This window comes from Pseudomonas sp. UME65 (assembly GCF_014170225.1).
GTDB classification, from domain to species: domain Bacteria; phylum Pseudomonadota; class Gammaproteobacteria; order Pseudomonadales; family Pseudomonadaceae; genus Aquipseudomonas; species Aquipseudomonas protegens.
In genome coordinates, this window is sequence record NZ_LZZQ01000013.1 from 145349 (window position 1) to 171903 (window position 26555).

Sequence of the window (26555 nt, forward strand, 5' to 3'; positions counted from 1 at the left end):
TCATTGCCCCTGATCTTGGTCGTCGACGATGCGGTATTCGGCACTGCGGGCGTGGGCGGTCAGCGACTCGCCACGGGCCAGCACCGAGGCGGTGCGGCCCAGTTCAGAGGCGCCCTGCTCGGAGCAGAAGATGATCGACGAACGTTTCTGGAAGTCATACACCCCCAGCGGCGACGAGAAACGCGCGGTGCCGGAAGTCGGCAGCACGTGGTTCGGCCCGGCGCAGTAATCCCCCAGCGCTTCGCTGGTGTGGCGGCCCATGAAGATCGCCCCGGCGTGGCGGATCTGCGGCAGCCAGGCTTGCGGGTCGGCCACGGACAGCTCCAGGTGCTCGGGGGCAATGCGGTTGGCCACTTCAATGGCTTGCTGCATGTCGCGGACCTTGATCAGGGCTCCACGGCCATTGATCGAGGTGTTGATGATTTGTGCGCGCTCCATGGTTGGCAGCAGCTTGGCGATGCTCGCCGCGACTTTATCCAGGAACTCGGCATCCGGGCTGACCAGGATCGCCTGGGCGTCTTCGTCGTGCTCGGCCTGGGAGAACAGGTCCATGGCGATCCAGTCCGGGTCGGTCTGGCCGTCGCAGACCACCAGGATTTCCGACGGGCCGGCGATCATGTCGATGCCGACCTGGCCGAACACATGGCGCTTGGCGGTGGCCACATAGATGTTGCCCGGGCCGACAACCTTGTCCACCTGGGGCACGCTTTCGGTGCCGTAGGCCAGCGCGGCCACGGCCTGGGCGCCGCCGATGGTGAACACCCGATCGACCCCGGCGATGCAGGCGGCAGCCAGTACCAGTTCGTTGACCTCGCCACGCGGGGTCGGCACCACCATCACCACCTCGGTAACGCCCGCCACCTTGGCCGGAATCGCGTTCATCAGCACCGACGACGGGTAGGACGCCTTGCCCCCCGGTACGTACAGCCCGGCGCGGTCCAGCGGCGTGACCTTCTGGCCCAGCACCGTGCCGTCGGCCTCGGTGTAGGTCCAGGAGTCCTGTTTCTGCTTCTCGTGGTAGCTGCGCACCCGCGCCGCGGCCTTTTCCAGGGCTTCGCGCTGGGCCACGGTGATCCGGGTCAGCGCCAGTTCCAGGCGCTCGCGCGGCAGGATCAGGTCTGCCATGGAAGCTACTTGCAAGCCGTCGAAACGCTGGGTGAACTCCACCAGCGCCGCATCGCCGCGCTCGCGCACGGCCTTGATGATGTCCAGCACCCGCTGATTGACCGAATCGTCAGAGACACTTTCCCAGCTCAGCAGATGATCCAGATGACGGGCGAAATCCGGGTCGGCAGCGTTGAGTCGGCGAATTGCAGTCGGAGCGGTCATAGCGAAGGCCTCAATGATTGGCGAATGCACAAAAGGGCAAGCTTGGATTTGCAAAGCTCAGGCGCCGCAAGACTACCAAGCCATCCGCGTGGGCACCTGAGCATTCTGGCTATGACGCGGATAGATGGGCGCGGCTCAAGGCCACGCATGTGAATCAGCCGCGGTGTCGCGATTCCACTGCCTTGCGCAGGGTGTCGATCAACGCCTGGATACGGGCGTGCTGCATCTTCATCGATGCCTTGTTGACCACCAGGCGGGAGCTGATGGTCGCAATCAGTTCCTGGGGTTCCAGGCCGTTGGCCCGCAGGGTGTTGCCGGTGTCGACCACGTCAATGATCTTGTCGGCCAGGCCGATCAGCGGTGCCAGCTCCATGGAACCGTAGAGCTTGATGATGTCCACCTGACGACCCTGCTCGGCGTAGTAACGCTTGGCGACGTTGACGAACTTGGTGGCCACGCGCAGGCGGCCCTTGGGTTCTGCGGCGCCAATGGCACCGGCAGTCATCAGCTTGCACTGGGCAATCTGCAGGTCCAGTGGCTCATACAGGCCCTGGCCGGTGTACTCCATCAGGACGTCCTTGCCGGCCACCCCGAGGTCGGCAGCGCCATGCTCGACATAAGTCGGCACGTCAGTGGCACGCACGATCAGCAGGCGGACATCGTCCTGGGTCGTGGGGATGATCAGTTTGCGGCTCTTGTCCGGATTCTCGGTTGGCACGATGCCCGCTTCAGCCAGAAGCGGCAGCGTGTCGTCGAGGATACGGCCCTTGGACAGTGCGATGGTCAACATGAGTAACGTAAGTCCTTATGCGGCGACTGATGCCCGGACGCAAACGGCGCCAGACATGCGTCGAGCCTGAAGACAGGCTCGACGTGAAACAGATTCGACTGTGGGCACCTCCCTGTGCCCGTCATGCAACTAGCCCGGTACGCGGCGGATCTTGGCGCCGAGCATCTGCAGCTTCTCTTCGATGCACTCGTAACCACGGTCGATGTGGTAGATGCGATCGATCAGGGTGTCGCCTTCGGCCATCAGGGCCGAGATCACCAGGCTGGCCGAAGCCCGCAGGTCGGTAGCCATGACAGGCGCGCCCTTGAGGATTTCGGTACCGGTAACGATGGCGGTGTTGCCTTCGACCTGGATCTTGGCGCCCATGCGGTGCAGCTCATAGACGTGCATGAAGCGGTTTTCGAAGATGGTCTCGATCACCGCGCCAGTACCTTCGGCAATCGCGTTCAGGGAAATGAACTGCGCCTGCATGTCGGTGGGGAACGCCGGGTACGGAGCGGTACGCACGTTGACCGCCTTGGGGCGCTTACCGTGCATGTTGAGCTCGATCCAGTCGCTGCCGGTGGTGACTTCAGCGCCGGCTTCCTTGAGTTTTTCCAGCACCGCTTCAAGGATGGTTGGATCGGTGTCCTTGACCTTGACGCGACCGCCGGTGACCGCAGCGGCCACCAGGTAGGTGCCGGTTTCGATACGGTCAGGCATCACTTTGTAGATCGCCGAATGCAGACGCTCGACGCCATCGATGGTGATGGTGTCGGTGCCAGCGCCGGAAATCTTCGCGCCCATGGCGATCAGGAAGTTCGCCAGGTCCACGACTTCTGGTTCGCGAGCGGCGTTCTGCAGCACGCTGCGGCCACGGGCCAGGGCTGCAGCCATCATGATGTTCTCGGTACCGGTCACGCTCACGGTATCGAAGAAGAAATTCGCGCCGCGCAGGCCACCCTCAGGCGCCTTGGCCTTGATGTAGCCGCCTTCGACGTCGATCACCGCGCCCATGGCTTCCAGGCCGCGGATGTGCAGGTCCACCGGACGCGAGCCGATGGCGCAACCGCCAGGCAGGGCCACTTCGGCTTCGCCGAAACGGGCAACCATCGGGCCCAGTACCAGGATCGAGGCGCGCATGGTTTTCACCAGCTCGTAGGGTGCCACCAGGGTCTTGATGGTACGCGGGTCGATTTCGACGCTGAGTTTCTCGTCGATCACCGGCTCGATACCCATGCGACCGAACAGCTCGATCATGGTGGTAATGTCGTGCAGGTGCGGCAGGTTGGCCACGGTGACCGGGCCATCGCACAGCAGGGTTGCCGCCAGAATCGGCAGCGCGGAGTTCTTGGCCCCGGAAATGCGGATCTCGCCATCAAGGCGAACGCCGCCGGTAATAATCAATTTATCCATAACAGTCTCGACGCCCTTGGGCTCAGGTGCGCTCGGCCCAGGCCGCGCGGCTGAAAAATTTCATGGTGATCGCGTGGATGCTGCCATCGGCAATCCATGGATTCAAATGGGCATAGATGCTCTGCTGACGCTTCACCGGGCTCAAGGCCGACAGTTCGTCGCTAATCACGTTCAGCTGAAAGTTGCAGCCTTCGCCCTCAACTTCTACCTGAGCTCCGGGCAGCTTTCCCTCAAGAAAGCTCTTCACTTCGTTGGCCTGCATGCTCAACCTCAATCGGCGCCCTGTGCGCGCGGGTCGGACATCATACAAAAAAGCCCCGCGCCTGCGAACCCCGCATAGCAGGACTCTGACGGGGGGCTTCTATATAGAGATGTGGGTTATTGGGGATGGGCGAAGATTTCGGTGACTCCGGAGACCTCGGCGATCTCGCGCATGTCCTCGGGCAGCGCACGAACGCTCACCGCCTTGCCCAGTGCCTGGCCATCACGCATGAAGGCCAGCAGCAGCGCGAGTCCGACGCTGGAGGACTTCTCCACCGCCGAGCAATCGAGCACCAGCGCCGGTGCCTGGCTCGACTTGATCAGCGCCTGGCCCTGCTTGCGCAGGCCCGGGCCGCTGCGGTAATCCAGCACGCCGCTGATCAACAGTTCCCCGGCATCACCGAGGCGCACGGCCGATTCACTCATTGCGCAGCCTTTTGTGCAGCGTCTTCGGTCACTTCCTTGGCCTTGGCCACCTCACCGGCCCAGCCGTCGATGGTCTTGTCCAGGTTGTTGCCATTGCGCTGCATCGCGTCGGCGAACTGATCACGGAACAGCTTGCCGATATTGATGCCGTTGATGATCACGTTACGCACTTTCCACTCGTCGTTGATCTTTTCCAGGGTGTAGGACACTGGGTAGATCGCGCCGTTGTTGCCCTTGACCTGCATATCGACGCTGGTGCGGGTGCCGCTTTCATCCTTGGCCGGAGAAACCGTGATGCCCTGGTTGTTGTACTCCAGCAAGGCATTGCCATAGAACTGCATCAGGCTGCGCTTGAAATTTTCCTGGAAGCGCACCATCTGCTCCGGCGTGGCCTTGCGCGAATACTTGACGGTCATGATGCTGCGGGAAATGCCGTCGGCATCCACCACAGGACCGACGATGCTGTTCAAGGCATTGTAGAAGTCGTTCGGGCTTTGCTTGTACTTCTCTTTATTAGCCGCCAGGTCAGCGAGCAGACGGGTGGTCGTGTCCTGCACCAGATCATGCGCGGAAGGCGTGCTTGCCGCGTTGGCCAGCAACGGCAGAGCCGCCAGCAGCACCAACAGGCCACGTCGCAAGATAGAGATCATCGAAAAACTCCTCATTTGGCGTCTTTGCTAACGGTATTGAGCAGGAATTTACCGATCAGGTCCTCCAGTACCAGCGACGACTGGGTGTCGTGGATGGTTCCACCATCCTTGAGCAAGGCTTCTTCCCCGCCCACGCTGATACCGATGTATTTCTCACCCAACAGGCCAGCAGTCAGGATAGATGCAGTGGAGTCAGTCGGCAGATTATCCACGCGCTTTTCCAATTGCATCGTTACCCGGCCAGTGAAGCTGTCACGGTCCAGATCGATCGCCGTGACCTTGCCGATGGTTACGCCGGCCATGGTCACTTTGGCTCTGACCGTCAAACCGGCGATATTGTCGAAGTAGGCGTAAAGTTTATAAGTATCGGTGCTCGCGGTTGGAGACAAGCCACTGACTCGCAGGGCAAGCAACAGCAAAGCCAGGATGCCGGCCAGCAGGAAAAGGCCGACACCGATTTCCAGGGTGCGGTTTTGCATCAGAAATCTCCAAACATCAAGGCGGTCAGAATAAAGTCCAAGCCGAGTACGGCCAACGAGGCATACACCACGGTCTTGGTAGTGGCACGGCTGATCCCCTCTGAAGTGGGCTCACAGTCATAGCCTTGGAAAACGGCGATCCAGGTCACTACAAACGCAAAAACAATACTTTTGATCACACCGTTGAGCACGTCACCACTGAAGGTCACGCTGTTCTGCATGTTCGCCCAGTAGGAGCCGTCGTAGACTCCCAGCCAGTCGACAGCGACCCACGAACCGCCCCAGATGCCCACCACGCTGAAAATCATCGCTAGCAATGGCAGGGAAATGAAGCCGGCCCACAGGCGCGGCGCAATGATGTACTTGAGCGGGTCGACACCGATCATCTCCAGGCTGGAGAGCTGCTCGGTGGACTTCATGTTGCCGATTTCCGCGGTCAGCGCCGAACCGGCACGCCCGGCGAACAGCAGCGCAGTCACTACCGGCCCCAGCTCCCGCAACAGGGTCAGGGCCACCATCTGCCCCACCGCCTGCTCCGAACCGTAGCTGGAGAGGATATTGAAGCCCTGCAGCGCCAGCACCATGCCGATGAAGATCCCGGACACGACAATGATCACTAGGGACATCACGCCCACTGAGTGCAGTTGCTTGACCAGCAGGCCAAAGCTGCCGCCTATGCCACCGCGGCCCAGCAGCGCATGGAACAGGAACAGCGTGGAACGCCCCAGTACCGCCAGGACATCGATGCCTGAGCGACCGAAGAGGCGAACCCTCTCGATTAGCGATATTTTGCGCATCAGCGCTTCCCCAGAAGATCTGCGCGGTAGTCCGTCGCTGGAAAGTGGAACGGCACCGGGCCGTCGGGATCGCCCTTCATGAACTGACGGATACGCGGATTATCGGAGTCCATCAGCTCTTCGGGAGTTCCCTGGCCCAACACCTGGCCATCGCCCACTACATAGAGGTAGTCGGCAATGCTCGCGGTTTCCGCCAGGTCGTGGGAAACCAGGATGCTGGTGATACCCAGGGCATCGTTGAGCAGCCGGATCAGGCGCACCAGAACGCCCATGGCAATGGGGTCCTGGCCCACGAAAGGCTCGTCGTACATGAGGATCTGCGGATCCAGGGCAATCGCCCGGGCCAGGGCGACCCGGCGCTTCATGCCGCCGGACAGCTCGTCGGGCATCAGGTCGACCGCGCCGCGCAAGCCCACCGCCTGCAACTTGAGCAGGACGATGTCACGAATCATTTCGTCCGGCAGTTGGGTGTGCACCCGCAGCGGAAAGGCCACGTTCTCGAACACGTCCAGGTCGGTGAACAGTGCGCCGCTCTGGAACAGCACGCCCATCTGCTTGCGCGCGTCGAACAGATCGCTGCGCGAAAGGCTCGGCAGATTCTGGCCATTGACCCACACTTCGCCGCTGCTGGGCCGCAACTGCATGCCCATCAAGCGCAACAGGGTGGTCTTCCCACAGCCGGAAGGCCCCATGATGCCGGTGACCTTGCCCCGCGGAATACGGATATCCACGTTATTGAAAATGCTGCGCGTACCGCGCTTGAAGGACAGTCCCTTCAGCTCGACCGCGTAGGCGTTATCGGCACTCATCTAAACTCCTTGCGATGCAGCCTATCACTCGGACGCTTGGCTCCCTGCCGGGAGTACATGCCCCTGGGCAGGCCGAACTGGCGGCGAACTATATCACTGCTGATACGGAGCCCCCAAGGCCGACGCCACCCCCGTTCAGGTCGACGACAGGCAAAAACCAGACTTTCCTCGCGCCCGGTAGACAAAGCCTGACGAACTTGCGTGAGGGATTTGTTCATTACCGCTATAATCGCCGCCTTTTCATCGGGCTATACGATTTCAGACATGAGCCAATCCAGCGACCTGATTCAATCAGCACAACGCACCATCCGCCTCGAACTACAGGCAGTAGAAGGCCTGCTGCCCCATATCGACGCAGATTTCGTACGCGCTTGCGAGATGATTCTGGCCAGCAAAGGCCGCGTAGTAGTGGTCGGCATGGGCAAGTCCGGGCACGTGGGCAACAAGATCGCCGCTACCCTGGCCAGCACCGGGACCACGGCTTTCTTCGTCCATCCTGCCGAAGCCAGCCATGGCGACATGGGCATGATTACCCGCGATGACGTGATCCTGGCCCTCTCCAACTCCGGCTCCACCAACGAAATCGTCACCCTGCTGCCCCTGATCAAGCGTCTGGGCATCCAGTTGATCAGCCTCACCGGCAACCCCGAGTCGCCGCTGGCCAAGGCGGCTGACGTCAACCTTAACGTCCACGTCGAGCACGAAGCCTGCCCGCTGAACCTGGCACCGACCTCCTCGACTACCGCCGCCCTGGTCATGGGCGACGCCCTGGCCGTGGCGCTGCTGGAAGCCCGCGGCTTCACTGCCGAGGACTTTGCCTTCTCCCACCCGGGTGGTGCCCTGGGCCGTCGCCTGCTGCTCAAGGTGGAGAACGTCATGCACGAAGGCAGCGATCTGCCCCAGGTGCAACGCGGCACCCTGCTCAAGGATGCGCTCATGGAAATGACCCGCAAGGGCCTGGGCATGACCGTGATCCTGGAGGCCGACGGCCGCCTGGCCGGGATCTTCACCGACGGCGACCTGCGTCGCACCCTGGATCGGGCCATCGATATACACCATGCCACCATCGATTCGGTGATGACCCCTCATGGCAAGACCGCACGTGCCGACATGCTGGCCGCCGAAGCCCTGAAAATCATGGAAGACCATAAGATCAGCGCCCTGGTGGTGGTGGACAAGGAAGACCGGCCGATCGGCGCCTTGAACATGCACGACCTGCTGCGCGCGGGAGTGATGTGATGAGTGCCGACCTGCTGCAACGCGGTAAAAACATCAAGCTGGCGGTATTCGATGTCGACGGCGTGCTGACTGACGGGCGCCTCTACTTCCTCGAAGACGGCAGCGAGTTCAAGACCTTCAACACCCTGGACGGCCAGGGCATCAAGATGCTCATGGCGGCCGGCGTGCAGACGGCGATCATCAGCGGGCGCAAGACCCCGGTGGTAGAGCGCCGGGCCAAGAACCTGGGGATTCCCCACCTGTACCAGGGCCGCGAAGATAAGCTGGTAGTACTGGACGAGCTTCTTGGCCAACTGGGCCTAAGCTATGAACAGGTCGCCTATCTGGGCGACGATTTGCCCGACCTGCCGGTGATCCGCCGCGTGGGGCTGGGCATGGCGGTGGCCAATGCCGCAGCGTTTGTCCGCGAACACGCCCACGGCGTCACGGTGGCCCGCGGCGGCGAAGGTGCCGCCCGCGAGTTCTGCGAACTGATCCTGCGTGCCCAGGACCGCCTTGAAGCAGCCAATGCCGCTTACTTATAGAGCCTTCCCATGCTGAGCAAAAAGATTCGCAACATCCTGATCTTCGGGACCATCGCCCTGCTGTTCGCAGCGGTCGGTTACTGGAACATCAGCCCGGAACGCTTCCTCGACAAGCCGGTGGCCCAGGTCGACGAAAGCGCCATTGACTACTACGTGATCAACGCCCGCAGCGTGCAGTACCTGCCCGACGGCAAACTGCAGTACGAAATGACCTCGGACAAGGTCGAGCACGTCAAGGCCAGCGAAGTGACCCTGCTGACCAAGCCGGACCTGCAGATGTACCGTGGCACCACGTTCCCCTGGCATGTCCAGAGCGAACGCGGCGAGGTCAACCCGGACGGCACCGAGGTCGAGCTGATCGATTCGGTACGGGTTTCCCGCACCGACGAGCACAACCGCAACCTGCTGATCACCACAACCCGCATGACAGTATTCCCGCAGAAGCAATATGCGCAGACCGAGCAAGCCGTTAGAATCGACGGCGCCGGCGGCGTGACTACGGCCAAGGGAATGAAAGCGTATTTGAAAGACGGCAGGATGAACCTGCTATCGAACGTAAGAGGACAGTATGAGGCTCGTTAAAACCCTCCCTATTTTGCTCAGTCTGGGCGCAGCACTGGGAAGCGTGAGCGCCTGGGCTCTGCCGAACGATAGCCAACAGCCGATCCGCATCCAGGCCGACGACGCCCAGCTGGACGACAAAAACGGCGTGGCCACCTACAAGGGCGATGTCATCATCACCCAGGGCTCGATGAAGATCACCGGTAACACCGTGACCATCACCCGGTCCAAGACCGGTGAAATCGACGTGGTGACCTCGGTGGGCAACCTCGCCTACTTCGAGCAACTGCAGAAGCAGACCGACCCGAAACCGGTCCAGGCCTACGCCGTGACCATCCAGTACCATGCCCAGCAGAACCGCATCGTGCTGATCGACAAGGCCAAGGTCATCAACGACGGTAATACCACCGAAGGCGAGAAGATCGTCTACGACACCGTCAAGCAGGTTGCCAACGCCGGTCGCGCCAATGGCAGCTCGGTTACCGCGCCGCGTCCGCGGATCGACATGGTCATCCAGCCGAAAAAGAAAACCGACGAGCAAAAGGCCCAGTAATGGCAACTCTGAAAGCTCAGCATCTGGCCAAGAGCTACAAGAGCCGCCAGGTCGTGCGTGATGTCAGCCTGTCCATCGACAGCGGTCAGATCGTCGGCCTGCTCGGCCCCAACGGCGCCGGCAAGACCACCTGCTTCTACATGATCGTCGGCCTGGTCCAGGCCGATCAGGGCCGCGTCCTGATCGACGACCTGGATGTCAGCCACCAACCGATGCACGGCCGCGCACGCGCCGGTATCGGCTACCTGCCCCAGGAAGCCTCAATCTTTCGCAAGCTGTCGGTGGCCGACAACATCATGGCCATCCTCGAGACCCGCAAGGAGCTCGACAAGGCCGGCCGTCGCCAGGAACTGGAAAGCCTGCTGCAGGAATTCCACATCAACCACATCCGCGACAACCTCGGCATGAGCCTGTCCGGTGGTGAGCGGCGCCGCGTGGAGATCGCCCGGGCCCTGGCCACCGCGCCCAAGTTCATCCTGCTGGACGAACCCTTCGCCGGTGTCGACCCGATCTCGGTGGGCGATATCAAGCAGATCATCCACCACCTCAAGGCCAAGGGCATCGGGGTGCTGATCACCGACCACAACGTCCGAGAAACCCTGGACATCTGCGAAACCGCCTACATCGTCAACGACGGGCAACTGATCGCCGAAGGCGACTCCGAGACCATCCTGGCCAACGAACTGGTCAAGGAAGTCTATCTGGGCCATGAGTTCCGCCTGTAAGGGCTGATGTGTTGGGCTGGACGCCAGGGCGCCGGGAACAATAAAACCCTACAAACTTTATTGTTACAGCGCTCTAGGCAAACACTTCAGTTTCAGGCATATAATTTGCTTATGTTTGGCGCTCCGGCGCCCTGTAGTGGATGGCGCATGTGCGCCGGCAAATAAGGTGTTAAGCCCCTGCCATGAAACCATCGCTAGTCCTTAGAATGGGCCAGCAGCTGACGATGACACCGCAGCTGCAACAGGCCATCCGCCTGCTCCAATTGTCGACCCTGGACCTGCAACAGGAAATCCAGGAAGCCCTGGAGTCCAACCCGATGCTCGAGCGCCAGGAAGAAGGCGACGACTTCGACAACAGCGACCCCCTGGCCGACAACACCGAGTCCAAACCCAATACCGAGATCCAGGAGCCCTCCTACCAGGAAACCGCCCCCACGGTGGACAACCTCGAGGACGGTGAGTGGAACGAGCGCATCCCCAACGAACTGCCGGTCGACACCGCCTGGGAAGACGTCTACCAGACCAGCGCCAGCAGCCTGCCCAGCAGCGATGACGACGAGTGGGACTTCACCACCCGCACTTCGGCGGGCGAGAGCCTGCAGAGCCACCTGCTCTGGCAACTGAACCTGGCGCCGATGTCGGACACCGACCGCCTGATTGCCGTGACCCTGATCGACTGCATCAACAATCAGGGCTACCTGGACGAAACCCTCGAGGAGATCCTCGAAGCCTTCGATCCGGAACTGGACATCGAACTGGACGAGATAGAAGCCGTCCTGCACCGCATCCAGCAATTCGAACCTGCGGGCATCGGCGCCCGCAACCTGGGCGAGTGCCTGTTGCTGCAACTGCGCCAGCTGCCGGCGAAAACGCCCTGGCTGGGCGAGGCCCAGCGCCTGGTCAGTGACTACATCGACCTCCTGGGCAGCCGCGACTACAGCCAGCTGATGCGGCGCATGAAGCTCAAGGAAGATGAGCTGCGCCAGGTCATCGAGCTGGTGCAGAGCCTCAACCCCCGCCCCGGATCGCAGATCGAATCCAGCGAAGCCGAATACGTGGTCCCGGACGTCATAGTGCGCAAGGACAACGAACGCTGGCTGGTGGAACTGAACCAGGAATCCGTGCCGCGCCTGCGGGTCAACGCCCAGTACGCCGGTTTTGTACGCCGCGCCGACACCAGCGCCGACAACACCTTCATGCGCAACCAGTTGCAGGAAGCCCGCTGGTTCATCAAGAGCCTGCAAAGCCGCAATGAAACCCTGATGAAGGTCGCCACCCAGATCGTCGAGCACCAGCGCGGCTTTCTCGAATATGGCGATGAAGCGATGAAGCCGCTGGTTCTGCACGATATCGCCGAGGCGGTGGGCATGCACGAATCGACGATTTCCCGGGTGACCACGCAAAAATTCATGCATACCCCACGGGGCATATATGAGCTGAAATACTTTTTCTCCAGCCACGTCAGCACTTCGGAAGGCGGTGAATGCTCGTCCACGGCGATCCGCGCGATCATCAAAAAATTGGTGGCCGCGGAAAATCAGAAAAAGCCGTTGAGTGACAGCAAGATCGCTGGTTTACTGGAGGCACAAGGCATTCAGGTAGCCCGTCGTACCGTCGCCAAGTACCGCGAATCCCTTGGGATCGCGCCTTCCAGCGAACGTAAGCGGTTGATGTAGCCGCAGGGCTGGCCACAGCGTTTCAGAGTGTGTTTGAAAAGGGCCCGGTGTCGTTTTCAAACGTAGTCTAGGTGGCAGGCAACCCAGCCTGCCGCGTTATGCACTGGCAACGAAGGAGAAGCTGTATGCAAGTCAACATCAGTGGACACCAACTCGAAGTGACTGAACCCCTGCGCGTCTACATCGGCGAAAAACTCGACCGGCTGGAGAGGCACTTCGACAAGATTACCAATGTGCAGGTCACCATGGCTGTCGAGAAGCTGAAGCAGAAAATCGAAGCCACCCTGCACATCCACGGTGGGGAGGTCGTTGCCAACGCAGAACATGACGATATGTATGCCGCAATCGACCTGCTCACGGACAAGCTTGACCGCCAACTGAAAAAGCATAAGGAAAAGCAACTCCACCTTCTCCAAGGCACGGGTCGCTAACACTCCCCTCCCATGATCCGACTTGAAAGCATCCTGACCCCCGGCCGTTCCCTGGTGAACGTGCCGGGCGGCAGTAAAAAACGCGCCCTCGAACAAATTGCCAACCTGATCAGCCGTGAAGTGCCTGATCTGGAGATGCAGGATGTCTTCGAGAGCCTGATTGCCCGTGAAAAACTCGGTTCCACCGGTTTTGGCAACGGCATCGCCATTCCCCACTGCCGCCTCAAAGGCTGCGAGTCGCCCATCAGTGCGCTGATGCACCTGGACGCTCCGATCGATTTCGACGCCATTGATGGCGCACCGGTCGACCTGCTGTTCGTCCTGCTGGTTCCGGAAGCCGCGACCGATGCACACCTGGAACTGCTCCGGCAGATCGCCAGCATGCTTGATCGCAAGGAAGTCCGTGACCGGCTGCGCAGTGCCACCAGCAACGAAGCCTTGTATCAGGTCGTTCTGGACGAGCAAAACGGTCAGTAATCATGCGTTTGATCATCGTCAGCGGCCGCTCCGGCTCAGGTAAAAGCACCGCCCTCGATGTTCTCGAGGACCACGGCTACTACTGCATCGACAACCTGCCAGCCGGCTTGCTGCCGGAACTGGCTGAACGTGCGTTGATCCACACCGAACTGGCGCAACCGCTGGTGGCGGTGTCCATCGATGCCCGCAACCTGCCCAGTCATCTGTCGCGATTCCCCGAATTGCTGGAAGAAGTGCGCAGCCGGCATATCCAGTGCGATGTGCTGTACCTGGATGCCGACGAAGAGACCCTGCTCAAGCGCTTCTCCGAGACCCGTCGGCGCCACCCGCTGAGCAGCGCCAACCGCTCCCTGGCCGAAGCCATCCACGATGAAACCCAACTGCTGGGGCCGATCGTCGACCTGGCCGATCTCAAGGTCAACACCACCAACCTGAACCTTTACCAGCTGCGCGACACCATCAAGCTGCGACTGTTGAACCAGCCGGAACCCGGTACCGCGTTCCTGGTGGAGTCCTTCGGCTTCAAGCGCGGCATGCCGGTAGATGCAGACCTGGTGTTCGACGTGCGCTGCCTGCCCAACCCGTATTGGAAGCCCGAGTTGCGCGCCCAATCAGGCCTGGATGCGCCCGTGGCCGAGTATCTGGCGGCGCAACCCGATGTCGAGGAAATGTTCCAGGACATCTCCAGCTACCTGCTCAAATGGCTGCCACGCTTTGCCGCCAGCAACCGCGCCTATGTGACCATCGCCATCGGCTGCACCGGCGGGCACCACCGCTCCGTGTACCTGACCGAGCGCCTGGGCCAGGTCCTGCAAAAATCCCTGAAGAACGTCCAGGTTCGCCACCGCGACCTTAGCTGAAAGGATCTACCCCGCGATGCCAGCTCTGGAAATCGAGATCATCAATAAACTGGGCCTGCATGCCCGTGCCTCGGCCAAGTTCGTCGGCGTGGCCGGGCAGTTTCCCTGCCAGATCCGCGCCGGCAGGACCCCGGACTCCATGGTCGACGGCAAAAGCATCATGGCCATGATGATGCTGGCCGCCGGCAAGGGCACCAGGATCCACCTGAAGACCGAAGGCGAGCAGGAACAGGAAGCGATGGATGCGCTGGTGGCGCTGATCAACAACTTCTTCGACGAAGGCGAGTAGGCCCGGGCGGGCCCCTCACCATACGGCTCTCAGGCGAGTGCCGTATCCATGACCATCATCAGGCAGAAACCGATACACAGGCCAAGACTGGCAAGCTTGTCATGACCATTGCGACGCGACTCCGGAATCACTTCATGAGTGACCACCAGCAGCATCGCCCCCGCCGCCAGGGCCAGGCCCAGGGGCAGCAATACCTGCGCCAGGCTCACCAGCCAGGCGCAGAGCAAGGCAAAGACCGGTTCCACCAGACCTGAAGCCGCCCCAATCAGGAATGCCTTGACCCGCGACATCCCCGCCCCCGCCAATACCAGGGCAATCACCAGGCCTTCCGGTACATCCTGCAGGGCAATGCCCATGGCCAGGCTGTCCGCATCCGGCATGCCGCCTCCGGCCGACACCCCCACCGCCATCCCTTCAGGAATGTTGTGGGCAATGATGGCGAAGACGAACAGCCAGATACGCGGGGCAATCACCGGATGCTCTGGCGTGCCCACCAGCACCTCCGGGCTGCCCCCCGAGACCTTGAGATCCACCAGGAACAGGCCAAAGGCCCCGAGCATGATGCCTGCGCAGATCAGGCCGCTGGAGCCCCAGGCAGACAAACCCAGGTCCTGGGCCGCAGCGATGCCGGGGACGATCAGCGAAAATGCCGTGGCCGCCAGCATCACTCCGGCACCAAAGCCCAGCAGGGTGTCGCTCACCGCCACCGGCATCCGCCGGATCACCAGCACCGGGACCGCCCCCAGCGCCGTGCCCAGCGCGCAGATCGAACCGCCCTGCAAGGCGCGCAGCAAGCGCGGCTCCAGGTTCAGCCAGCTCAGCCCTTGAGCCACCAGCAACGCCGTGCCCGCCAACAGCAACAGCGAACCGAAGGCATAACGAAACATTCGCCCGCTGCTGATTGCCAGTGTTTCAGTGCCCATAGTCGGCCTTAGATCTTGTTTTGATGGAAAGGTATCAAGCCATCGCGGCCTGGTAGCGCTGAGCGACTTCCGGCCAGTTGATGACGTTGTAGAAGGCGTTGATGTATTCCGGGCGGCGGTTCTGGTAGCGCAGGTAGTAGGCGTGCTCCCACACATCCAGACCGAGGATCGGCGTATTGCCGTTCATCAGCGGGCTGTCCTGGTTACCGCTGCTTTCCACTACCAGTTTCTTCTCCGGTGTCACGCTGAGCCAGGCCCAGCCACTGCCAAAACGGGTGAGTGCGGCCTTGGTGAACGCTTCCTTGAAGCTCTCGAAACCACCCAGTTGCTGCTCGATGGCTTGCCCCAGGGCGCCTTGGGGATGACCGCCACCGGAGGGTGTCATCACCGCCCAGAACAGCGAATGGTTGGCATGCCCGCCACCCTGGTTGATCACCGCAGCACGCAGTTTTTCCGGCAGTTGCTGAACGCTGGCTACCAGCTTTTCCACCTCCCACCCTGCCCATTCGGTCCCCTCGACGGCGGCGTTGAGGTTGTTGATGTAGGTCTGGTGATGCTTGGTGTAGTGGATTTCCATGGTTTGCGCATCGATGTGCGGTTCCAGGGCGTCGTAGGCGTAAGGCAGTGCAGGCAAGGTAAAGGACATATCAATGGGCTCCGTAAGAGGGGCTGTCTGGTTGCGGGCTGTCGGCTGACAGGCCCGCGACGTTGCTGTCCAGCAAACGGTGAGTGCGCGGGTATTCGCCGTGATCACCGATGAAATTCAGCAGTTCGACGTAGGTCTTGCTGCTTTGGCGCAAGGCCGCTTCCCGCAGGGCTGTGGGCAAGCGGCTGTCCTGCATGGTCTGCAGCAACCGCTGATGGATGGCGCAGAGGTATTCCGCGCTCTCCTCCGGCTGATTGAGGCGCAGGTGCAGGTCTGCCAGGTTGTGATGGGAAATCACACAGGCCGCCACCGCTTCGTCGGCATCCGACCAGCGCTCGAACAGCACCTGGGCCAGGGCCAGCGCCTGCAGGTAGAACTCGCGAGCATCCACCAGCTCGCCCTGCATAAAGAGGCGATTGGCCCTTTCGATCGTGCGTTTCCAGTGCTCCATGGTGAGCCTCCAAAGCGGTGTCGGTGGGTTACACGCCGCCGGCAGTGAGCTTTTCCGGGTCCAGCAGGACCTCCAGCTGGCTGCGTGACAGATCGGTATGTTCAAGGGCCACGTCGATCACCGGGCGCCCCTGCTTGTAGGCGGTCTTGGCGATTTCTGCAGCCTTCTGATAGCCGATGATCGGGTTCAGCGCCGTGACCAGGATCGGGTTGCGCGACAGCGCTTCCTTGAGCTTGGGTTCGTTGACCTTGAAGCTGGCGATGGCCTTGTCCGCCAGCAGGCGGCTGGAGTTGGCCAGCAACTCGATGCTGCTCAGCAGGTTCTGGGCAATGATCGGCAGCATCACGTTGAGCTCGAAGTTGCCCGATTGCCCGGCCACAGTGATGGTGCTGTCGTTGCCGATGACCTGGGCGGCGACCATCGCGGTGGCTTCAGGAATCACCGGGTTGACCTTGCCGGGCATGATCGACGAACCGGGCTGCAAACCTTCCAGCTCGATCTCGCCGAGCCCGGCCAGCGGGCCGGAGTTCATCCAGCGCAAGTCGTTGGCGATCTTCATCAACGACACCGCGGTAGCCTTGAGCTGGCCGGATACCGTCACCGCAGTGTCCTGGGAGCCGATCAGGGCGAAGAGGTTCTTGCCCGGGGTGAATTGCACCTGGGTCAGCTTGCTCAACTGCTGGCTGAAACGCACAGCGAACTCGGGATGCGCATTGATTCCGGTACCCACAGCGGTACCGCCCTGAGCCAGGGATTGCAGGCTCGGCAGCAGATCCTGCAGGTGGCTGATATTGGCCTTGAGTTGCTGCGCCCAGCCCTCCAGCACCTGACTCATGCGCACCGGCATCGCATCCATCAGGTGAGTGCGGCCGGTCTTGATGAAGGGGTGCACCTGTACCGCCTTGCGCTCGATGACCTCCACCAGATGCACCAGGGCCGGCAGCAGTTGCTCATGCAGGGTCAGCGCGGCGCTGACATGAATGGTGGTAGGGATGATGTCGTTGCTGCTCTGGCCGCAGTTGACATGGTCATTGGGGTTGACCGGCTCACCCAGCAGACGGCTGGCCAGGGTTGCCAGTACTTCATTGGCGTTCATGTTGGAACTGGTGCCAGAGCCGGTCTGGAAAATGTCCACCGGGAAGTGCGGCATGAAATCACCTTCCAGCAGACCCTGGGCGGCATCGACGATGGCCTTGCCCTGGGCTTCGCTGATCTGCCCCAGTTCGACGTTGGCCTTGGCCGCAGCCGCCTTGGCCAGGATCAGCGCACGGATGAAGGCTGCCGGCATGCGTTGGCCACTGATGGGAAAGTTGTCCACCGCACGCTGGGTCTGGGCGCCGTACAGGGCCAGTTCCGGTACCTGCAGTTCGCCCATGCTGTCGCGTTCGATACGGGTATTACTCATCGGGAAATCCTTGCACCAGTTCTATCAGGGGAATGGAAGGCAGCAGCGAGCAGGTCGCCAACTGCCAGGCGTGGCTCTGCCAGCGCTTGAGCCGGCAATTGCACAAAGACAACCGCTCCATGTCGCGCAACGGCCGCCAGGCCTGGTCCAGGCACTGGCTGCGCCAATGCCAGGGCAGCGCTGTATCGGTTGCGGTATCGATCAATAAACGGAAGGAAGTTTCAGCGACGGTCCAGGCCGACATCGCGGTACAGCAGGCCAGGTAGCGGCCTTCGGCGAGGTAATGCTCGATCAGACGGGGCTCGTCCGGTTCCAGTGCGCAACGGATCTGGCGGCTCATCCAGCGCCAGCTTTCGAGGTAAGGCTGCTCGTGCAAGGCAGAACTCATGACCTGGGCTCATCGAATAATGATTTTCATTATTAAATGATATTGAGAATCAAATCAATCTGGCTTGTATGATTTTTGTCCAACTCTTATAGGGCCCGCCTTACCGGCGAATGAGCCCTTGAGCCTGGTGCCGGATGTCAGGACGCTTTCGCTGGCAAGCCAGCTCCTACAAAAATGGCGGGCATAAAAAACGCGCCACCTCGGGGAGGTGGCGCGTTGGGGTTGAAGCTGGGCGCGGTCAGCTGCCGGCGACGGTCATGCGTTCGATCAGCACCGAGCCGGTGCGGATGTTGCTACGCAGCTCCAGGTCGTTACCCACTGCGAGGATCTGCTTGAACATGTCCCGCAGGTTGCCGGCAATGGTCACTTCCTGCACCGCGAACTGAATCTCGCCGTTCTCGACCCAGAAACCCGCCGCACCGCGGGAGTAGTCCCCGGTGACCATGTTCAGGCCATGGCCCATCAGCTCGGTCACCAGCAGGCCACGGCCCATGCGCCGCAGCAGCGCGGCCTGGTCTTCGTCGCCATGGGTGACGAACAGGTTGTGCACGCCACCGGCGTTGGCGGTGCTCGGCATGCCCAGCTTGCGTCCGGAATAGGTGCCCAGTACATAGGACACCAGCTCACCGTCCTGGATGAACGGCTTGGCGTAGGTGGCCAGGCCATCGCCGTCGAAAGCCGAACTGCCCATGGCGCGCATCAGGTGCGGGCGCTCATCGATGGTCATCCACTGCGGAAACAGTTGTTGACCCAGGGCGCCTTCGAGGAAGGACGACTTGCGGTACAGGTTGCCACCGGAAATCGCCCCGAGAAAACTGCCGAACAGGCCACCGGCCAGTTCTGCGGAAAACAGCACCGGCACCTCACAGGTCGGCACTGGACGGGCACCTAGCCGGCTGGCGGCGCGCTGGGCGGCACGCTGGCCAATGCTCACCGGGTCGGCCAGCAACTGGCCCTGGCGATTGACGTCGTACCAGTAGTCGCGCTGCATCTGGCCATCCGCCTCGGCAATCATCACGCAGCTCAGGCTGTGGCGGGTGGACGCATAACCACCAATGAAGCCGTGGCTGTTGCCATACACCCGACAGCCCTGGTGGGTGCTGAGGGTGGTGCCGTCGGCATTCTTGATCCGGCTGTCGGCAGCAAAGGCCGCAGCCTCACAGGTCAGAGCCTGCTCGATGGCTTGTTCGGGGGTGATGTCCCAGGCGTGGAACAGATCGAAGTCCTGCAGGTCCTTGGCCATCAAGGCCGCGTCGGCAAGGCCCGAGGCTTCGTCTTCGGAGGTGTGCTTGGCAATCGCCAGAGCCGCCGCCACGGTTTCGCGAATGGCTTCGGGGCCGCTGGCAGACGTACTGGCCGAACCCTTGCGCTGGCCCAGGTAGAGGGTGATGCCAAAGCCCTGGTCGCGGTTGAACTCGACGGTTTCCACTTCCCGCTGGCGCACCGAAGTCGACAGCCCCTGCTCCAGGGACACCGCCACTTCACAGGCGCTGGCCCCCTGGCGCTTGGCCTCGGCGATGATCTGCTCGACTTGCTCCTGCAGGGCCGGCAAAGCCTGTGGGCCGACGCTTTGTGCTGCACTCATGCTGCTCTCCACTCAAATTCTGCTTTCGATTAAGGCCGGCGAGCGACCGGGCCGGACAAGCGGCCCTCGACTGGTTATCATGGCGGCGTTTCTTTGCGGACTGCCACCATGGTTGATTCTTACGACGACTCCCTCGATGGGGAGAAAAGCAAATCCCAGGTCAAACGCGAGCTGCATGCTCTGGTTGATCTCGGCGAGCGCCTTACCACCCTCAAGCCCGACTTGCTGAACAAACTGCCCCTGACCGACGCCTTGCGCCGGGCCCTGGCGGATGCACCCAAGCACGTCGCCCATATCGCCCGAAAGCGCCACCTGCAGTTCATCGGCAAGCTGATGCGGGACCAGGACACCGACGCGATTCTGCAACTGCTTGACCAACTCGATGCCTCCACCCGGCAGTACAACGAACGCTTCCATAACCTGGAGCGTTGGCGCGACCGCCTGATCGGCGGCGGCGATGACGTGCTGGAAAAGTTCGTCGGCGAATACCCGGACGCCGATCGCCAGCAACTGCGCTCCCTGATCCGTCAGGCCCAGCATGAGCTGGCGCATAACAAGGCACCGGCCTCAAGCCGTAAAATTTTCAAGTACATCCGCGAGCTGGACGAGACTCAACGCGGTCTGCGCTGAGCCTTGCCACGGGTGAGCTGCCCTGCAGCTCACCCGACGCCCTCCCTCCTTATGCCCCAGTGCCACCCACGGTGATCGCATCGATCTTCAGGGTCGGCTGGCCGACGCCCACTGGCACCGATTGCCCATCCTTGCCGCAGGTGCCGACGCCACTGTCCAGGGACAGGTCATTACCCACCATCGATACCCGGCTCATGGCTTCCGGACCGTTGCCGATCAAGGTCGCGCCCTTGACCGGGGCGGTGATCTTGCCGTCCTCGATCAGGTAGGCCTCACTGGTGGAGAACACGAACTTGCCGCTGGTGATATCCACCTGGCCGCCACCGAGGTTGGCGCAATAGATGCCCTTCTTCACCGAAGCGATGATTTCCGCCGGATCGCTTTCGCCACCCAGCATGTAGGTGTTGGTCATGCGCGGCATCGGCAGGTGCGCATAAGACTCGCGGCGACCGTTGCCGGTGCGGGCCACGCCCATCAGCCGGGCATTGAGCTTGTCCTGCATGTAGCCCTTGAGCACGCCGTTCTCGATCAGCGTGGTGCATTCGGTGGGGGTGCCTTCGTCGTCCACGCTCAGGGAACCACGGCGCCCGGCCAGGGTGCCGTCGTCGACGATGGTGCAGAGCTTGGAAGCCACCATTTCGCCCATGCGACCGCTGTAGGCCGAACTGCCCTTGCGGTTGAAGTCGCCCTCCAGGCCGTGGCCCACGGCTTCGTGCAGCAGCACTCCGGACCAGCCGGAGCCCAGCACCACCGGCAGGGTTCCGGCCGGCGCCGGAATCGCTTCCAGATTGACCAGCGCCTGGCGCAGGGCTTCACGGGCATAGCCCATGGCCCGATCTTCGCTGAGGAAATAGCGGTAGTCGGTACGCCCGCCGCCGCCATGGCCACCGCGCTCGCGGCGACCGTTCTGCTCGACGATGACGCTGACGTTGAAACGCACCAGCGGCCGCACGTCCGCCGCCAGGCCGCCATCGGTAGAGGCCACCAGGATCCGCTCCCAGACCCCGGCCATGCTCACGCTGACCTGCTGGATGCGCGGATCCAGGGCGCGGGTTGCGGCGTCAACGCGCTTGAGCAGCTCGACCTTCTCGGCCCGGCTGATGACTTCCAGGGGGTTGTCCGGCGCATACAGCTGCGCCACGTCCTGGGTCGAGAACGCCTGCACGGTGCCGTTTTGCCCGGCCCGGGAAATCGAGCGCGCCGCCCGGGCGGCGAGGCCCAGGGCCTCCAGGGTGATGGCATTGCTGTAGGCGAAGCCGGTCTTCTCACCGGATTGCGCACGCACCCCAACCCCCTGGTCGAGGTTGAAACTGCCTTCCTTGACGATTCCGTCTTCCAGGGACCAGGACTCGGAAATCTGCCCCTGGAAATACAGATCGGCGGCATCGATGCCCGGGCCGGCCAGATCCCCCAGCACGCCTTGCAAGCTTTCGATGGTCACGCCGCCCGGGGCTAGTAGATGTTCACTGACAGAGGACAACAACCCGCTCATATGTTTTGGCCTTAAATTCGTCGTACTTATGCAAGCCGTTGCACGCCTTGCGAGAAAATGCGCCGGTGACTGAACACCGGCATCCGCGCCCGGATGGACGCCTGTTCGCTGCTGTCGCGCTCGGCCAGCAGCACGCCTTGACCTTGATCCTGTTGCGCCACTATCCGCCCCCAGGGGTCGACGATCGCCGCATGGCCGTAGGTTTCCCGCGGGCCGGGATGCACGCCGCCCTGGGCCGCCGCCAGCACATAGCACTGGGTCTCGATGGCACGGGCGCGAATCAGCACCTCCCAATGAGCCGCACCGGTGACCGCGGTAAACGCCGAAGGCGCGGTGATCAACTCGGCGCCAGCGGCGCGCAACTCGCTGTACAGCTCGGGAAAGCGCAGGTCATAACAGACTGTAAGGCCGACCCTTCCCACCGGCGTATCCGCCACCACCACCCGGTTTCCATGAGCATAGTCATCGGATTCACGGTAGCGCCCGCGATTGTCCGCCACATCGACATCGAACAGGTGCAGCTTGTCGTAGCGCGCCACGAACTGCCCCTGGTCATCCACCAGCAACGAACAGGCATTGGACTTGGCCTCGGGCTGATCGACGGGGGGCAACGGCAAGGTGCCGGCCACTATCCATAACCTGAGGTCGCGGGCGGCCTGTTTCAACCATGGCAGGATCGGACCTTCGCCCAGCGCTTCGGCGCGACCGATGGCCGCCATGTCGCGGCGCCCCATGGCGGCGAAGTTTTCCGGCAGGACGGCCAGCTTTGCACCGCCGGCAGCAGCCTGTTCGAGCAGGCTCCGAGCCTGCTGCAGATTGGCCAGGACATCGCTCTGGCTGACCATTTGAATCACCGCAAGAGACATGGCGAACTCCTTGTAGGGTAGGCGGCCATGCTACTCCATAGGCGCGAATCGAGGATTCTCAAAACGGTTTGTCGAAGGTGATTTTCGGCTCTTTCCATGGGCCTTTGACGTTGTATTTGACGCTGGCGAAGCGCGCCACGCGGTCACCGATCAGCTTGTCGATCAGGAACAACGCCCCGCCCACCGCCGGCGCACCGACAATCAGCGCGGCAATCGGCAGGTTGTTGGTCACCGGCAGGGTCACCAGCAGCTTGGCGTCGACCTGGTCGGCCACCATGTCCAGGGTGCCATTGAGCTCCAGGTTGCTCGACGGCCCGGTCAGGGTGATCGGCTCGCGAGTGACGTAAACGCCATTGCTCGCCGCCAGCACGCCCCGGACCCGGTCATAGCTCAGGCCCTTGCCGAACAGGTCGGAGAAGTCCAGGCGCAGGCGGCGACCGATGGAGTTGAAGTTGAGCAGGCCGAACACCCGCAAGGCCTGGGCCCCGCCCTCGACTTCGACGAACTGGCCCTTGCGCAGGGTAGCGTCCAGGCTGCCGGAGAAGCGCTTCAAGCCCACCCAGGCCGGCGAGCCCGGCCAACGGCCATCGACGTCCAGGTGAAAATCTTCACTGGTCACGGTCGGGGCGAAGCCCCAGCCCTTGAGCACGTCCGCCAGGTTCTTGCCGCCAATGCGGCCCCGGTACCAACTGTTGCTGGCACCGGCCTGGCCTTCCCAGCCGCCCTCGCCCTGCAACTGCATGCCCTTGAGGCCCAGGTCCAGGCCATTGAAGACCATGCCCCTGGACGTCGGCCGCACCTTGAGCGCCCAGCCGCCGATCAGGTCCTGGCCCTGGAACAGCTGGGCAATGGAAATATCCAGGGGCGGAACGCTCTTGGGATCCACCGAGGCCAGGGGGTCGGGCGCATTTTCATCGGCCTGCGCTGCCGGATCGGCAGCCGGCAGGCGCACGTACGCCATGTCGATGGCCATCGGCGCCGCCTTGGCATCGGGAATCCCGACCTTGCCTTTGGCCTGCTGGCTGTCGATCTGCAACTCCCAGGCAGCGGGCTTGCGCGCCAGCAACAGGTTGACCTGGTCCAGGGTGGTGCCGAAGGCACTGAGCTTGCCAACCTTGAAATCCGCACTGCTGAGCAACTGTTTGGCGCTGCCTCCCGGGTCCTGCCCGGCGTAGCGATCCACGAGGGCTTTCCAGGGTTCCACATCCAGCTCGGAGAGAATCCCTCGTATCCGCAGCCCTTTACCCGGCGGCAGCAAGGCCGCGCCATCGCCGAGGAACAGCTCGCCCCGACCCTCGGCGAGCTTGCCGCTGGGCGCCGCAAAGGTGAAGTCGGCCAGTTCGCCGTAGTTGAACCAGTAGCGCCGCTCGGCCCCTTGCAGAGTCATGCGAAATACACTGTTGCGCCCGGTGCTGGCCGCCATGCCGAACGGCGCCGGCAGGTCCACCGCTACGCCCTTGAGACTGGAACTGACCATCAACTGGCTGTCGGCTCCGTCCAGGTTCAGTTGCAACTGGTAGGGCACCTCGCCGGACACCGGCAACGGCTGGCCGACTTGCAACCAGTCGGTAAGTTTCTTGACCGCAACCTGGCCCTTGGCAACCACTCGAGTGTTGGGTTTGCCCGGCTTGCCATCGGCGAAGATCTGCGCCGTGACCGGCCGCTCGAACGCCTGGGCACTGATGCCCTCGCCACTCAGGCCCTTGGCACTATCGAAGCGGAAATCACCCTTGAGCTGGGTCAGTTCCAGCTCAGGCTCACTGAGCTTGAGGCGCGCCTTGTCGGTCTTGAACGCCACCACGATCTTCGGCTCCTGGCCCTTGACCAGGGGAATATCCAGATCCAGCTTGCCTTGCAGATCGCCCTCGCCATGCCAGCCGGCAAAGGTCGAGCCGGTGCCGATCGGCGCCTCCTGGAGAATTTTCACGCCATCGCCCAGGCCACCGGCAAAGGCGCCATCGATGTACATGTGGCTGTCCTGCCCGCTGGCAGCATGGGGAATGTTGACGAAGACATCCCGCACCTTGGTGTCCAGCAACTGGCCTTTGCTGGCGACGATGCGCACGCCGCTGTCTTCGATGAACACATCACCGCTGACCTTGGTCAGGTGCGGCCAGCCCGGCTGGAACGCCAGCTCGGTGTCATGCACCTTGAAGAACAGGCTGATGCTGCGGGCGGCCTCGACGGCGTCATGGTTGAGCGAACCCTGGTACTGGAAGAAGCCCTGGTCCACCGCGCCCTTGAGGATCGCCGTGCGCAGCCATTCATCCACACCGGCGTTGAGCACCTGGGGCAGGTACTTGGCGGTGTAGCGCCCATCGCCGTCCACCAGGCCGACTCGCAGGTCCATGTAGTCTTCCTGGCTGTGGTCGAAATGCAGGCGGATCAGGAAGTCGCCGGCGATCTTGCCCTCTTCGCCCAGCACCTTCAGGTAGGGGGCAATCAGGGTGAAGCCTTCCTTGTCGAGCTTCCAGGTCAGGGTGGCGTTGGCCTGGATGTACTGCCAGGGCTTGGCGAAGATCGGGTACAGGTGCAGGGAGAAATCCTTGCTGTCCATGCGCAGCTCGCCCTTGCCCAGGTCGCCGCTGATGCTGCCGCTGACATTTCGCGCTGCCGGAGCACCGTGATAGGCGTCGAAGCCAACCCGGTCGAGGTTCGCGGCGAAGCTCAGGCGCTGGTCGCCACTGTTCTGGGGACGATAGTCGAGCAGCACGTTGCGCAGGCCGCCAGTGACTTTCAGTCGGTCGATGGCCGTGGCCAGGCCTTCCGGCAAGGGGGCCAGGGCATCGAGGATCGGGGTGATCGGCTTCAGGTCCAGGCGGTCGGCCTGCACATGCCAGAGTTCTTCCTGCTGCTCGGTCGCGTTGCGCTGCTGCACCTGCACACGGGATTCCCAGCGGGTCTCGCCGAGGTTCAGCGCCAGGGAGTCAAGCTGCACCTGCAGGCCCTGCTCGTCACGCTGGAAGTAGGCATTCAACGCCAGGTTGCTCAGGGACACCGGCGTGCGCTCGGCATAGGCCCCGGTGAATTGCGGGGCATTCAAGCGCAGCGTGGCGTTTTGCACCCCCCCCTTGGCCCACTTCAGCCACAGCTCGCCACCCGCTTTGAGCTCGGAGAGTTTCCACTCCCGGGTCAGCCGGGCCGGCACCCAACGCGACCAGTCGCTTTGCGGCAGGCTCAGGTACAAGTCGGCCTGGGCATCGCGCCAGGCCTCGGCCCGCATCCTGGTCCGCAGGTTCATTGCCAGGGGCTGGCCGTCCGGCAGCGTCAGGCGCAGGTCCAGGCGCTGGCGGCTGGTACCGCTGCGCAGATTGAGCCCGACGTAGGTCAGGGCCACGGGCTGGTGGTCCAGAGGCTGCAAGGTGACCTGGCTGTCCAGCAGCGACAGCTCGGCAACCTGTTGCAGGCGGCCCAGCAACTGCTGGGGGTCCATCGGCTGGTCCTGTTGCACCGGCAGGCCTTCAAGCTGCCACTGGCCGTCCGTGCCCTCTTTCAGGCTCAGGCTCAGGCCGCTGAGCTCCAGGCGGCCGATCCGCAGGTCACGGGCCAGCAGGCTGCCGAGCATATCCGGCGCCACGCTCACCTGATCCAGGCGCAGCGCATTGGCGCCCTCGCCCACCTGCACGTCGTGGGCCAGCAGGATCGGCGACAAGCCGCTCCAGCGCCCCTCCAGGCTACCGATATGCACCGGCAAGCCCACAGCCTGCTGCACCTTGGCCTCGACCTCGGGCTGGTACTCGGCCACCAGCGGGGTCAGTTCCCGGCCCAGACTGACATACAAGGCAGTCGCCACCAGCGCCAGCGCACAGAAGCCAAGCCCCCAGCGAATCAGCGTGGTGAACAGGCGCATCAGCCGCTCCATTTCAGTTGGCTCCCAGGGTAAAAGTCATGCAAAAAG

The 26555-nt window shown here is 62.4% G+C and carries 29 protein-coding genes; 11 read left to right on the forward strand and 18 right to left on the reverse strand.

All coding sequences use genetic code 11. The features are described from left to right. The 9 genes from hisD to A9971_RS15460 form a co-directional block, all read right to left on the reverse strand. The gene (hisD, locus tag A9971_RS15420; RefSeq protein ID WP_015634167.1) at positions 1-1329 is read right to left on the reverse strand and encodes a histidinol dehydrogenase; all 1329 of its coding nucleotides are present in this window, start codon (positions 1327-1329) and stop codon (positions 1-3) included. Between the two features lie 154 nt (positions 1330-1483). Then, positions 1484-2119 (reverse strand): ATP phosphoribosyltransferase, encoded by a 636-nt coding sequence (gene hisG / locus A9971_RS15425; RefSeq protein WP_011059282.1) that lies wholly within the window; start codon positions 2117-2119, stop codon positions 1484-1486. A 129-nt stretch (positions 2120-2248) separates the two neighbouring features. Further along, entirely contained in the window at positions 2249-3514 is a 1266-nt protein-coding gene (gene murA / locus A9971_RS15430) for a UDP-N-acetylglucosamine 1-carboxyvinyltransferase (RefSeq protein WP_011059281.1), read from the reverse strand. A 22-nt stretch (positions 3515-3536) separates the two neighbouring features. Then, positions 3537-3776, reverse strand: a complete 240-nt coding sequence (locus A9971_RS15435) for a BolA family protein (protein WP_011059280.1) — start codon at positions 3774-3776, stop codon at positions 3537-3539. Positions 3777-3892: 116 nt separating this feature from the next. Then, entirely contained in the window at positions 3893-4201 is a 309-nt protein-coding gene (locus A9971_RS15440; protein ID WP_011059279.1) for a lipid asymmetry maintenance protein MlaB, read from the reverse strand. After that, a complete protein-coding gene (locus A9971_RS15445) occupies positions 4198-4851 on the reverse strand; it encodes a phospholipid-binding protein MlaC (RefSeq protein ID WP_011059278.1) in 654 nt (217 codons plus the stop codon). Before A9971_RS15445 ends, A9971_RS15440 begins: the two co-directional genes overlap by 4 nt. A gap of 11 nt (positions 4852-4862) precedes the next feature. Continuing rightward, on the reverse strand, positions 4863-5330 hold the full coding sequence (mlaD, locus tag A9971_RS15450; RefSeq protein WP_011059277.1) for an outer membrane lipid asymmetry maintenance protein MlaD: 468 nt from the start codon (positions 5328-5330) through the stop codon (positions 4863-4865). Beyond that, positions 5330-6127 carry a lipid asymmetry maintenance ABC transporter permease subunit MlaE gene (gene mlaE / locus A9971_RS15455; protein WP_011059276.1) on the reverse strand — a complete coding sequence of 266 codons (798 nt, stop codon included), beginning with the start codon at positions 6125-6127 and terminating at the stop codon, positions 5330-5332. The genes mlaD and mlaE overlap by 1 nt, the downstream gene beginning before the upstream one ends. Further along, complete coding sequence (locus A9971_RS15460) at positions 6127-6936, reverse strand: ATP-binding cassette domain-containing protein (protein WP_011059275.1); 810 nt, start codon at positions 6934-6936, stop codon at positions 6127-6129. Before A9971_RS15460 ends, mlaE begins: the two co-directional genes overlap by 1 nt. 264 nt (positions 6937-7200) lie before the next feature. Here A9971_RS15460 and A9971_RS15465 point away from each other — a divergent pair, with 264 nt between their 5' ends. From A9971_RS15465 to A9971_RS15510, 10 genes are all read left to right on the forward strand, one after another. After that, positions 7201-8175 carry a KpsF/GutQ family sugar-phosphate isomerase gene (locus A9971_RS15465; RefSeq protein ID WP_011059274.1) on the forward strand — a complete coding sequence of 325 codons (975 nt, stop codon included), beginning with the start codon at positions 7201-7203 and terminating at the stop codon, positions 8173-8175. Next, positions 8175-8699, forward strand: a complete 525-nt coding sequence (locus A9971_RS15470; RefSeq protein ID WP_011059273.1) for an HAD family hydrolase — start codon at positions 8175-8177, stop codon at positions 8697-8699. The genes A9971_RS15465 and A9971_RS15470 overlap by 1 nt, the downstream gene beginning before the upstream one ends. 9 nt (positions 8700-8708) lie before the next feature. Continuing rightward, a complete protein-coding gene (gene lptC / locus A9971_RS15475; protein WP_011059272.1) occupies positions 8709-9281 on the forward strand; it encodes an LPS export ABC transporter periplasmic protein LptC in 573 nt (190 codons plus the stop codon). After that, entirely contained in the window at positions 9268-9813 is a 546-nt protein-coding gene (lptA, locus tag A9971_RS15480; protein WP_011059271.1) for a lipopolysaccharide transport periplasmic protein LptA, read from the forward strand. The genes lptC and lptA overlap by 14 nt, the downstream gene beginning before the upstream one ends. Then, a complete protein-coding gene (gene lptB / locus A9971_RS15485) occupies positions 9813-10538 on the forward strand; it encodes an LPS export ABC transporter ATP-binding protein (protein ID WP_011059270.1) in 726 nt (241 codons plus the stop codon). Before lptA ends, lptB begins: the two co-directional genes overlap by 1 nt. 182 nt (positions 10539-10720) lie before the next feature. Further along, complete coding sequence (locus A9971_RS15490; RefSeq protein ID WP_011059269.1) at positions 10721-12214, forward strand: RNA polymerase factor sigma-54; 1494 nt, start codon at positions 10721-10723, stop codon at positions 12212-12214. Positions 12215-12339: 125 nt separating this feature from the next. Next, positions 12340-12645 (forward strand): ribosome hibernation-promoting factor, HPF/YfiA family, encoded by a 306-nt coding sequence (hpf, locus tag A9971_RS15495; RefSeq protein WP_011059268.1) that lies wholly within the window; start codon positions 12340-12342, stop codon positions 12643-12645. Positions 12646-12657: 12 nt separating this feature from the next. Then, the gene (gene ptsN, locus A9971_RS15500; RefSeq protein WP_011059267.1) at positions 12658-13122 is read left to right on the forward strand and encodes a PTS IIA-like nitrogen regulatory protein PtsN; all 465 of its coding nucleotides are present in this window, start codon (positions 12658-12660) and stop codon (positions 13120-13122) included. A 2-nt stretch (positions 13123-13124) separates the two neighbouring features. After that, on the forward strand, positions 13125-13982 hold the full coding sequence (gene rapZ / locus A9971_RS15505; RefSeq protein WP_011059266.1) for an RNase adapter RapZ: 858 nt from the start codon (positions 13125-13127) through the stop codon (positions 13980-13982). 16 nt (positions 13983-13998) lie between these two features. Further along, positions 13999-14271, forward strand: coding sequence for an HPr family phosphocarrier protein (locus tag A9971_RS15510; protein WP_011059265.1), 273 nt, complete (start codon positions 13999-14001; stop codon positions 14269-14271). A 29-nt stretch (positions 14272-14300) separates the two neighbouring features. Here the strand turns inward: A9971_RS15510 and A9971_RS15515 are convergent, their stop codons facing one another. The 6 genes from A9971_RS15515 to pmbA all read right to left on the reverse strand — a co-directional run bounded on the left by A9971_RS15515 (position 14301) and on the right by pmbA (position 19669). After that, complete coding sequence (locus A9971_RS15515) at positions 14301-15194, reverse strand: ZIP family metal transporter (protein ID WP_011059264.1); 894 nt, start codon at positions 15192-15194, stop codon at positions 14301-14303. 34 nt (positions 15195-15228) lie between these two features. Continuing rightward, positions 15229-15840 (reverse strand): superoxide dismutase, encoded by a 612-nt coding sequence (locus A9971_RS15520; RefSeq protein ID WP_183001340.1) that lies wholly within the window; start codon positions 15838-15840, stop codon positions 15229-15231. Position 15841: 1 nt separating this feature from the next. Next, on the reverse strand, positions 15842-16291 hold the full coding sequence (locus A9971_RS15525; protein WP_011059262.1) for a hypothetical protein: 450 nt from the start codon (positions 16289-16291) through the stop codon (positions 15842-15844). 28 nt (positions 16292-16319) lie between these two features. Further along, positions 16320-17696 carry an aspartate ammonia-lyase gene (locus A9971_RS15530; protein ID WP_183001339.1) on the reverse strand — a complete coding sequence of 459 codons (1377 nt, stop codon included), beginning with the start codon at positions 17694-17696 and terminating at the stop codon, positions 16320-16322. Beyond that, on the reverse strand, positions 17689-18084 hold the full coding sequence (locus tag A9971_RS15535; RefSeq protein ID WP_011059260.1) for a hypothetical protein: 396 nt from the start codon (positions 18082-18084) through the stop codon (positions 17689-17691). The genes A9971_RS15530 and A9971_RS15535 overlap by 8 nt, the downstream gene beginning before the upstream one ends. Positions 18085-18322: 238 nt before the next feature. Next, on the reverse strand, positions 18323-19669 hold the full coding sequence (pmbA, locus tag A9971_RS15540; RefSeq protein WP_011059259.1) for a metalloprotease PmbA: 1347 nt from the start codon (positions 19667-19669) through the stop codon (positions 18323-18325). Between the two features lie 108 nt (positions 19670-19777). On the opposite strand from pmbA, the gene yjgA reads away from it, so the two are divergent. Continuing rightward, positions 19778-20299, forward strand: a complete 522-nt coding sequence (gene yjgA, locus A9971_RS15545; protein WP_011059258.1) for a ribosome biogenesis factor YjgA — start codon at positions 19778-19780, stop codon at positions 20297-20299. A gap of 49 nt (positions 20300-20348) precedes the next feature. On the opposite strand, the gene tldD is transcribed toward yjgA, so the two are convergent. From tldD to A9971_RS15560, 3 genes are read right to left on the reverse strand one after another with little or no spacing between them, the layout of a single operon-like run. Next, positions 20349-21791, reverse strand: coding sequence for a metalloprotease TldD (gene tldD / locus A9971_RS15550; protein ID WP_011059257.1), 1443 nt, complete (start codon positions 21789-21791; stop codon positions 20349-20351). A 26-nt stretch (positions 21792-21817) separates the two neighbouring features. Continuing rightward, the gene (locus A9971_RS15555) at positions 21818-22657 is read right to left on the reverse strand and encodes a carbon-nitrogen hydrolase family protein (RefSeq protein ID WP_041115973.1); all 840 of its coding nucleotides are present in this window, start codon (positions 22655-22657) and stop codon (positions 21818-21820) included. 58 nt (positions 22658-22715) lie between these two features. After that, complete coding sequence (locus A9971_RS15560) at positions 22716-26519, reverse strand: YhdP family protein (RefSeq protein ID WP_183001338.1); 3804 nt, start codon at positions 26517-26519, stop codon at positions 22716-22718. Positions 26520-26555: the final 36 nt, after the last annotated feature.

Coding starts and splice junctions, on each gene's coding strand:
- murA (WP_011059281.1), bottom strand. CDS start 3,514: ATGGATAAATTGATTATTACCGGCGGCGTTCGCCTTGATGGCGAGATC.
- A9971_RS15530 (WP_183001339.1), bottom strand. CDS start 17,696: ATGAGTAATACCCGTATCGAACGCGACAGCATGGGCGAACTGCAGGTA.
- ptsN (WP_011059267.1), top strand. CDS start 12,658: ATGATCCGACTTGAAAGCATCCTGACCCCCGGCCGTTCCCTGGTGAAC.
- A9971_RS15460 (WP_011059275.1), bottom strand. CDS start 6,936: ATGAGTGCCGATAACGCCTACGCGGTCGAGCTGAAGGGACTGTCCTTC.
- A9971_RS15435 (WP_011059280.1), bottom strand. CDS start 3,776: ATGCAGGCCAACGAAGTGAAGAGCTTTCTTGAGGGAAAGCTGCCCGGA.
- lptC (WP_011059272.1), top strand. CDS start 8,709: ATGCTGAGCAAAAAGATTCGCAACATCCTGATCTTCGGGACCATCGCC.
- A9971_RS15515 (WP_011059264.1), bottom strand. CDS start 15,194: ATGGGCACTGAAACACTGGCAATCAGCAGCGGGCGAATGTTTCGTTAT.
- mlaE (WP_011059276.1), bottom strand. CDS start 6,127: ATGCGCAAAATATCGCTAATCGAGAGGGTTCGCCTCTTCGGTCGCTCA.
- A9971_RS15440 (WP_011059279.1), bottom strand. CDS start 4,201: ATGAGTGAATCGGCCGTGCGCCTCGGTGATGCCGGGGAACTGTTGATC.
- hisG (WP_011059282.1), bottom strand. CDS start 2,119: ATGTTGACCATCGCACTGTCCAAGGGCCGTATCCTCGACGACACGCTG.
- pmbA (WP_011059259.1), bottom strand. CDS start 19,669: ATGAGTGCAGCACAAAGCGTCGGCCCACAGGCTTTGCCGGCCCTGCAG.
- lptB (WP_011059270.1), top strand. CDS start 9,813: ATGGCAACTCTGAAAGCTCAGCATCTGGCCAAGAGCTACAAGAGCCGC.
- A9971_RS15555 (WP_041115973.1), bottom strand. CDS start 22,657: ATGTCTCTTGCGGTGATTCAAATGGTCAGCCAGAGCGATGTCCTGGCC.
- hpf (WP_011059268.1), top strand. CDS start 12,340: ATGCAAGTCAACATCAGTGGACACCAACTCGAAGTGACTGAACCCCTG.
- A9971_RS15445 (WP_011059278.1), bottom strand. CDS start 4,851: ATGATCTCTATCTTGCGACGTGGCCTGTTGGTGCTGCTGGCGGCTCTG.
- hisD (WP_015634167.1), bottom strand. CDS start 1,329: ATGACCGCTCCGACTGCAATTCGCCGACTCAACGCTGCCGACCCGGAT.
- A9971_RS15510 (WP_011059265.1), top strand. CDS start 13,999: ATGCCAGCTCTGGAAATCGAGATCATCAATAAACTGGGCCTGCATGCC.
- mlaD (WP_011059277.1), bottom strand. CDS start 5,330: ATGCAAAACCGCACCCTGGAAATCGGTGTCGGCCTTTTCCTGCTGGCC.
- A9971_RS15465 (WP_011059274.1), top strand. CDS start 7,201: ATGAGCCAATCCAGCGACCTGATTCAATCAGCACAACGCACCATCCGC.
- rapZ (WP_011059266.1), top strand. CDS start 13,125: ATGCGTTTGATCATCGTCAGCGGCCGCTCCGGCTCAGGTAAAAGCACC.
- yjgA (WP_011059258.1), top strand. CDS start 19,778: ATGGTTGATTCTTACGACGACTCCCTCGATGGGGAGAAAAGCAAATCC.
- A9971_RS15525 (WP_011059262.1), bottom strand. CDS start 16,291: ATGGAGCACTGGAAACGCACGATCGAAAGGGCCAATCGCCTCTTTATG.
- A9971_RS15490 (WP_011059269.1), top strand. CDS start 10,721: ATGAAACCATCGCTAGTCCTTAGAATGGGCCAGCAGCTGACGATGACA.
- A9971_RS15560 (WP_183001338.1), bottom strand. CDS start 26,519: ATGGAGCGGCTGATGCGCCTGTTCACCACGCTGATTCGCTGGGGGCTT.
- A9971_RS15535 (WP_011059260.1), bottom strand. CDS start 18,084: ATGAGTTCTGCCTTGCACGAGCAGCCTTACCTCGAAAGCTGGCGCTGG.
- A9971_RS15520 (WP_183001340.1), bottom strand. CDS start 15,840: ATGTCCTTTACCTTGCCTGCACTGCCTTACGCCTACGACGCCCTGGAA.
- lptA (WP_011059271.1), top strand. CDS start 9,268: ATGAGGCTCGTTAAAACCCTCCCTATTTTGCTCAGTCTGGGCGCAGCA.
- tldD (WP_011059257.1), bottom strand. CDS start 21,791: ATGAGCGGGTTGTTGTCCTCTGTCAGTGAACATCTACTAGCCCCGGGC.
- A9971_RS15470 (WP_011059273.1), top strand. CDS start 8,175: ATGAGTGCCGACCTGCTGCAACGCGGTAAAAACATCAAGCTGGCGGTA.